This is a genomic window from Pedococcus sp. NPDC057267, assembly GCF_042668795.1.
Taxonomy (GTDB): domain Bacteria; phylum Actinomycetota; class Actinomycetes; order Actinomycetales; family Dermatophilaceae; genus Pedococcus.
In genome coordinates this window covers 1-6,896 of the sequence record NZ_JBHUYG010000149.1, presented here as the reverse complement: position 1 = coordinate 6,896, position 6,896 = coordinate 1, and the positions used below count along the sequence as shown (strand labels likewise).

General features: G+C 72.3%; 6 protein-coding genes. 3 read left to right on the top strand and 3 right to left on the bottom strand.

Going from position 1 to position 6,896, the window contains the following annotated elements; genetic code table 11:
• Positions 1-74 precede the first annotated feature (74 nt).
• A complete protein-coding gene (locus ACFUC1_RS19830) occupies positions 75-455 on the bottom strand; it encodes a DUF2530 domain-containing protein (RefSeq protein WP_379122899.1) in 381 nt (126 codons plus the stop codon).
• A gap of 54 nt (positions 456-509) precedes the next feature.
• On the opposite strand from ACFUC1_RS19830, the gene ACFUC1_RS19825 reads away from it, so the two are divergent.
• The 3 genes from ACFUC1_RS19825 (at position 510) to ACFUC1_RS19815 (ending at position 3,933) form a co-directional block, all read left to right on the top strand.
• Positions 510-2,021 carry an NCS2 family permease gene (locus ACFUC1_RS19825; RefSeq protein ID WP_379122897.1) on the top strand — a complete coding sequence of 504 codons (1,512 nt, stop codon included), beginning with the start codon at positions 510-512 and terminating at the stop codon, positions 2,019-2,021.
• A gap of 158 nt (positions 2,022-2,179) precedes the next feature.
• Positions 2,180-2,644 (top strand): MarR family winged helix-turn-helix transcriptional regulator, encoded by a 465-nt coding sequence (locus tag ACFUC1_RS19820; protein WP_379122895.1) that lies wholly within the window; start codon positions 2,180-2,182, stop codon positions 2,642-2,644.
• Positions 2,641-3,933, top strand: a complete 1,293-nt coding sequence (locus tag ACFUC1_RS19815; protein WP_379122893.1) for an MFS transporter — start codon at positions 2,641-2,643, stop codon at positions 3,931-3,933. The genes ACFUC1_RS19820 and ACFUC1_RS19815 overlap by 4 nt, the downstream gene beginning before the upstream one ends.
• A gap of 204 nt (positions 3,934-4,137) precedes the next feature.
• Here ACFUC1_RS19815 and ACFUC1_RS19810 read toward each other — a convergent pair whose 3' ends face one another.
• Both ACFUC1_RS19810 and serC read right to left on the bottom strand, forming a co-directional pair.
• Positions 4,138-5,439 carry a lytic transglycosylase domain-containing protein gene (locus ACFUC1_RS19810; protein ID WP_379122891.1) on the bottom strand — a complete coding sequence of 434 codons (1,302 nt, stop codon included), beginning with the start codon at positions 5,437-5,439 and terminating at the stop codon, positions 4,138-4,140.
• A gap of 169 nt (positions 5,440-5,608) precedes the next feature.
• Positions 5,609-6,739, bottom strand: a complete 1,131-nt coding sequence (serC, locus tag ACFUC1_RS19805) for a phosphoserine transaminase (protein WP_379122889.1) — start codon at positions 6,737-6,739, stop codon at positions 5,609-5,611.
• Positions 6,740-6,896: the final 157 nt, after the last annotated feature.

The following is a 6,896-nucleotide window of genomic DNA, read 5'->3' as shown; positions in this document are numbered from 1 at the left end:
CGGCACTACAGATCTGCCGTTTCATGCCAGCAACTGCCGTTTTGCGGGGGCGAGGCGGGGACGAGGGTGGTCGGTCAGAGGGCGCCGGCGGCGTTGCCTCGGCCGCGACGCATGTAGGCGTAGCCGACCGAGCCCAGCACGAGCCCGGCGACGCAGCACCGGGGCCACCAGTCGCGGTCGCCCGTGTGCAGGGCGGGCACGGCCAGCGTGACGACGAGGGCCACGGCCCACAGGACGAGGCCGCCGAGCACGATCCGCGCGCTGCTCCAGGCCAGTGGCTCCAGCGGGCTGCCGGCCTCGGGTGCAGCGTCCCGCCCCGGGGGCGGCACCTGCGCGCCGGTACCCGGCTCGACCTGCCCGTCGCGCTGCCGGACCCCGCCGAAGGGGTGGGCCGAGCCGACTGCGCCCGCGTCGGCCCCCGCCGGGCCCTCGTCGGTGCGCTGCGACTCGGTCACGCGGTCAGCGTAGCCTTCACATCCGCGAAACACGCAGGCCCTACCCTGTGCGCCATGGCCAACCCCTCATCCGCGCCCACGACGGCGCAACGACCCGCCCCGGCGAAGACCGGCGGCATCGACGGGTTCTTCCGGATCACCGAGCGCGGGTCGACCGTCGGTCGGGAGGTCCGCGGCGGACTCGTGACCTTCTTCACCATGGCGTACATCGTCGTGCTGAACCCGCTCATCATCGGCACGCAGGCCGACGGGACCGGCAAGTTCCTCGGGGGGCAGGGCGTCCCGCACGCGATCCAGCTCGTCGCCGCCGGCACCGCCCTGGTCGCCGGCGTCATGACGATCCTCATGGGGGTGGTCGCGAACTTCCCGATCGCGCTCGCCACAGGCCTCGGCCTCAACGCGTTCGTCACGTTCGGCATCGCCAAGCTGCCCGAGATGACCTGGGCCGACGCGATGGGCCTGATCGTCATCGAGGGCGTCATCATCACGGCCCTGGTGCTGACCGGCTTCCGGCAGGCCGTCTTCAAGGCCATCCCCGGCGAGCTCAAGACCGCGATCTCGGTCGGCATCGGCCTGTTCATCACGATCATCGGCCTCGTCGACGCAGGCTTCATCCGGCGCCCGGCGACCGGCCCCGTGCCGGTCGAGCTCGGGATCGGCGGCTTCCTCAACGGGTGGCCGCTGCTCGTCTTCGTCATCGGCCTCATCGCCATCGTCATCATGATGGTCAAGCACGTGAAGGGCGCGATCCTCTTCGGCATCGTCGGCGCCACGGTCCTGGCGGTCGTCGTCGAGGCCGTCGGCTCGATCGGCGGCCAGACCGACGCGACGGGCAAGGTGGTCAACCCCGCCGGCTGGGGCCTCAACGTCCCGAAGCTGCCCGACCAGTTCGTCGACGTGCCCGACTTCTCCCTGCTGGGTCACTTCAACGTGCTGGGCTCGTTCAGCAAGATCGGCGTCGTCTCGGCGATCCTGCTCGTCTTCACCCTGCTGCTGGCCGACTTCTTCGACACGATGGGCACGATGGTCGCCATCGGCGCCGAGGCCAAGCTGCTCGACAAGAACGGCAACCCGCCGAACTCCGACAAGATCCTCCTGATCGACAGCCTCGCCGCCGTCGCCGGTGGTGCCGGCTCGGTCTCCTCGAACACGGCGTACATCGAGTCGGCCTCCGGCGTGGGCGAGGGCGCGCGCACCGGCCTGGCCTCGGTCACCACCGGCGTGCTCTTCCTCCTGGCGACGTTCCTGGCCCCGCTCGTCAAGATCGTCCCCTACGAGGCGGCCACCCCGGCCCTGGTCGTCGTCGGCTTCCTCATGATGCAGCAGGTCCGCGGCATCGACTGGGAGGACCTCGAGATCGCGATCCCGGCGTTCCTCACCATCGTGCTCATGCCGTTCACCTACTCGATCACGGCGGGCATCGGCGCGGGCTTCGTCATGTACACGGTGATCAAGGTCGTCCGCGGCAAGGCCGGCGTGATCCACCCGCTGCTGTGGGCGGTGTCGGCGCTGTTCGTCGTCTACTTCGCGATCGACCCGGTGAAGTCCCTGCTCGGCGCGCACTGAGCGCCGCGCACCTCCGCGACACCCACGTATGCCGCGTGGCCCCCGACCGGGGCCGCGCGGCATACGTCCGTCCGGGGCGGGTCGGGCAGTCCGGGCTCTCGGGAAATACTTAGCAGAGGTAATGAGTTATGCTAAGTACCTGACCGAGGAGTAGATGCATGACGCCACCGCCCGTGCGCAAGAGCCGCGCCGCCACCGGACTGTCGCCCTCCGCCGTCTCCGCCCTCGCTGGTGAGCTCCGGCTCGCCTGCATGCGCATCTCGCGCCGGGTCCGGTTCGAGAGCACCGACCTGGTCGCGCCGCACCAGTTCTCGGTGCTGTGCCGGCTCGAGGGAACTCCCCGCACGCCGGGGGAGCTCGCGGAGATCGAGCGGGTGAGCGCGCCCAGCATGACCCGCACCGTCGCCGGCCTCGTCGAGCGAGGGCTCGTCGAGCGCACCGCCGACCCCGAGGACCGCCGGCAGGTGATCCTGTCGCTGACCCGTGAGGGCACCACGCTGCTCAAGGAGATCCGCCGCCGTCGTGACGCGTGGATGTCGGTGCGCGTCAGCCACCTGGGCGCCGAGGAGCAGGAGGTCCTGCAGCGGGCCGCCGCGATCCTCACGAGGGTGGCGAGCGAGTGAGCCCCACCTTCGCCTCCCTCAGCGTCCGGAACTACCGGATCTACGCCACCGGCGCGTTCGTGTCGAACATCGGCACGTGGATGGGCCGGGTCGCCCAGGACTGGCTGGTCCTGACCGAGCTCACCCATCACTCGTCCTCCGCGCTCGGCATCGTCACCGGGCTGCAGTTCCTGCCCTTCCTCCTGCTCGCGCCCTGGACGGGGGTCGTCGCCGACCGCTTCTCCAAGCGGCGGCTGCTGGCAGTGACCCAGACGGCGCTCGCCCTGTCGTCGCTGGCCCTCGGCCTCGTCACCGTCACCGGCCACGCACAGCTCTGGATGGTCTACGTCGTCGCCCTGTGGACCGGCGTGGCCACGGCGTTCGACAACCCGGCCCGCCAGACCTTCGTCTCCGAGATGGTCCCGCGCGACCGCCTCACCAACGCGGTCTCGCTCAACAGCGCCTCGTTCAACGCCGGCCGGCTCATCGGCCCCGGCCTCGCCGGCCTGACGATCGCCGCGTTCGGCACCGGCTGGACCCTGCTCACGAACACGCTCACGTTCGTCGCGGTGCTGCTCGCCCTGGCCGCCATGCGCGGCAGCGAGCTCAAGCCGGCGCCCCGGCTGGCCCGGGGCAAGGGCGCGATCAAGGAGGGCGTGCGCTACGTGCGCAACCGCCCCGACATCCAGCTAGTGATGCTGCTCGTCTTCGTGCTGGGCACGTTCGGCATGAACTTCCAGGTGACGACCGCCCTCATGGCGACCAAGGAGTACGGCAAGGGCCCGGAGGAGTACGGGCTGCTCGGCTCCATCATGGCCATCGGCTCCCTGACGGCGGCCCTGCTGTCGGCCCGTCGCAGCCAGGCCCGGCTCCGCACCCTGCTGGTCGCCCTCGTCGGGTTCACCGCCGCCACGGCATTCGCCTCCCTGGCGCCCACGTACGTGCTGTTCGCCGTCGCCCTCGTGCCCACCGGGCTGGCCGCCCTCACCGCCCTCACCACCGCGAACGCGATGGTGCAGACGAGGGTCGACGCCGCGATGCGAGGCCGGGTCATGGCGCTGTACATGGCGATCTTCATGGGCGGCACCCCGCTCGGCGCACCGCTGATCGGCTGGATCGGCGACGCCTGGGGCCCCCGCTGGACCATCGCCATCGGCACCATCGCGGTCGGCATCACGTTGGTGGCGGTGTCCTACTGGCTCGCGAAGCACGAGAATGTGCAGGTGACCTACGAGTCGAAGGGCCGTCCGCGGCTGCGCATCCGCACCACGGCGCCCGTCTCCGAGCCGGTGCCCGAGGCGGTCCGGTGACCCCGACGTTCCGCCGGCGCATGACCATCGCCGTGCTCGTCATCGTGGTGGCCGTGGCGGTCGTCGCGAGCGTCCTGCACTGACGGCACGACGAGGGCCCACCACCCTCGAGGAGTGGTGGGCCCTCGCCGGTGCGCCGTGGGGGTTGTCGGCGCACCCCAGGAGGTCAGACGGCGGCCACCGCGCGGGCGGCCACCGACGGCGTCACTGGTGCAGCACGCACAGGACGGTGATGCCGAGAGTGTTGAGCACGGGGTCGTAGCCGGTCGGGCACTTCCCGTTCGTGGGCAGGACCTGCAGCGGCAGGGAGGTCGACGAGGTGGGCGACGGGGACGGTGACGGGGTGGAGGAGCTCGTGGTCGAGCTGGGCGTGCTGCCGGTGAGGCCACCGACGACGCCGCCGACCACGCCGGTCACCCCGCCGACGACCTGGCCGACCGGCCCTGACGTCGAGCTCGTGCCGGTCGGCGTCGGCACCGTGCCACCGCCCGCGCTGGTGCCGCCGCCCGACGAGCCCGAACCGCCGGACGAGCCCTTGGCCGGCTTGCCCCCGGACGCACGCGACGGGGCGGGCTCGCTGACCGCCGCGGGGTCGTACATCGCCATCGTCTGCGGGTCACCGGAGGGCAGGTAGGGCGCGGCGTCCGCCTGGCCCGGGGCGAGCCCGGTGTCCGGCACGACGGTGTAGCCGTGGCGGTAGGCGTCGGCGATCGCGAGGACCTCGTTGGCGTAGGCGTCGCTGTGGTTGTAGCGCAGCACGGCACTGCGGGCGCCAGCCGGCGTGCTGAGGTCGCCGGGGCCGGAGCACAGGTAGACGGCGGTCGCGGTGGCGGCGTCGTCGAGGTTCTGCGGGTCCTTGCGACCGTCCTGGTTCGCGTCGACGCCGACCACCCGCCAGGTGCCCGGGATGAACTGCATCGGGCCGACGGCGCGGTCCCACGTGGTGTCGCGGTCGAACACGCCGCCGTCGGTGTCGTGGATGACCGCGGTGCCGTTCGCGCCGTCGAGGGGGATGCCGTAGATGCCCGGACGGACCGTGCCGGTCGAGTCGGTGCCGTTGCCGCCATAGCGGCCGTGGTCGGACTCGACCTTGCCGATGGCCCCGATGAGGGCCCAGTCGATGCGGCACTGCGAGTCCGCGGCGTCGACGACGCGGGCCGCGAGCTGGTATGCCGAGAGGGCGGCTGCCGGGATGCCCTTGACCGTCAGGCTCGGCGGGAGACTGCCGGCGGGAGCCGTGAAGTCACCTCCGCCACCGAGCGGCGTGGCCTGCTGCTCCGGCGGTGCGGGGAGGATCGGCAGCGTCGGGGCCGCGGGCTGCTCGATCGGGTCCTTCGGGACGGTGACGACCGGACCGGAGTCGCTCGCGATCTGGGTGAGGGGGTGGCCGCCGGTCAGCGCGAGGCCGATCCCGCTGCCGATGAGTGCCACGGCGGGCAGCCCCCCGGCCATCGCCCGCCACGGCAGGTGGAAGGTTCGCTGCGGATCGTGCCCTGCGCGGCTCATGTCTCGGCTCCTCGACGTCGTCGTCCCACCCCGTGTTGTGAGGTTCAACGAGCCTGAGTCGCCGAGGTTACGCGTGCTCAGGCGATCTCGCCGGTGGACAGACGCGTGCCCCGCGCACGGTGGCGCGGGGCACGGGTCCTGAGGAGGCGTCGGAAAGCGTCGCGGCCGGTCAGCCCACCACGTGCTCGATGCAGGCGATGAGGGCGCTCACGTCCTCGGGGTCGACCGCGGGGAAGGTGGCGACACGCAGCTGGTTCCGCCCGAGCTTGCGGTACGGCTCCACGTCGACCACGCCGTTGGCGCGCAGGGTCTTCGCGACCGCCGCGGCGTCCACGTCGTCGGAGAAGTCGATCGTGGCCACGACCTGCGAGCGCGCGGCCGGGTCGGCGACGTACGGGGTCGTGTACGAGGTGCGCTCGGCCCAGTCGTACAGCCGGCCCGAGGAGTCCGCGGTGCGGGCGACGGCCCAGTCGAGGCCGCCCTGCTCGTTGAGCCAGTCGACCTGCGCGCGCAGCAGCGCGAGCGTGGACAGGGCCGGGGTGTTGTACGTCTGGTTGAGCCGGCTGTTGGACACGGCCGTCGGCAGGCTGAAGAAGTCGGGGACCCAGCGGCCGGTCGCCTCGATCTCCTCGACGCGCGCCAGGGCGGCGGGGGAGAAGGCCGCGAGCCACAGGCCGCCGTCGGAGGCGAAGCACTTCTGCGGGCCGAAGTAGTAGACGTCCGCCTCGGCCACGTCGACCGGCAGGCCGCCCGCGCCGGACGTGGCGTCGATGAGCACCAGCGCGCCCTCGTCGGCGCCCTCGACCCGCTTGACCGGGGCCATGACGCCGGTGGAGGTCTCGTTGTGCGGCCAGGCGTAGACGTCGACGCCCTCCTCGGCCCGCGGCGCGGCGAGCGTGCCGGGGTCGGCCTTGATGACGGTCGAGTCCCCGAGGAACGGCGCCTTCTGCGTCACGGAGGCGAACTTGCTGGAGAACTCGCCGAACGACAGGTGCTGCGCGCGCTCGCGGACGAGGCCGAAGGCGGCGATGTCCCAGAACGCGGTGGAGCCGCCGTTGCCGAGGATGATCTCGTAGCCCTCGGGCAGCGAGAAGAGCTCACCGAGGCCCTCGCGGACCGCGCCGACGAGGTTGCGGACGGGAGCCTGGCGGTGGGAGGTGCCGAGGAGGGTCGTGCCGAGCCCGGCGAGGTACTCCACCTGCTCGGGACGGACCTTCGAGGGGCCGGAGCCGAACCGGCCGTCCTTGGGGAGCAGGTCGGCGGGGATGGTCTGCGTGGGCGCTGCGGCGGTGTCTGTCACCCGGCCAGTGTCGCACCCTGTCCCGAGGCGTGGGACGTGAGGTCCACCACCCGGACGTCCGCCCAGCGGGTGCAGGTGGCGGAGGTGTGCGGCCGGGGCCGCCCGGCCCCCCGCCCACCCCCTGCGCCGGGGGGCGGGCCCCCCCCGGCGGGGCGCC

What these genes read in the sequence shown, in the direction of transcription:
- ACFUC1_RS19825 (WP_379122897.1), top strand. Translation starts at nt 510, where the DNA reads ATGGCCAACCCCTCATCCGCGCCCACGACGGCGCAACGACCCGCCCCG.
- ACFUC1_RS19820 (WP_379122895.1), top strand. Translation starts at nt 2,180, where the DNA reads ATGACGCCACCGCCCGTGCGCAAGAGCCGCGCCGCCACCGGACTGTCG.
- ACFUC1_RS19810 (WP_379122891.1), bottom strand. Translation starts at nt 5,439, where the DNA reads ATGAGCCGCGCAGGGCACGATCCGCAGCGAACCTTCCACCTGCCGTGG.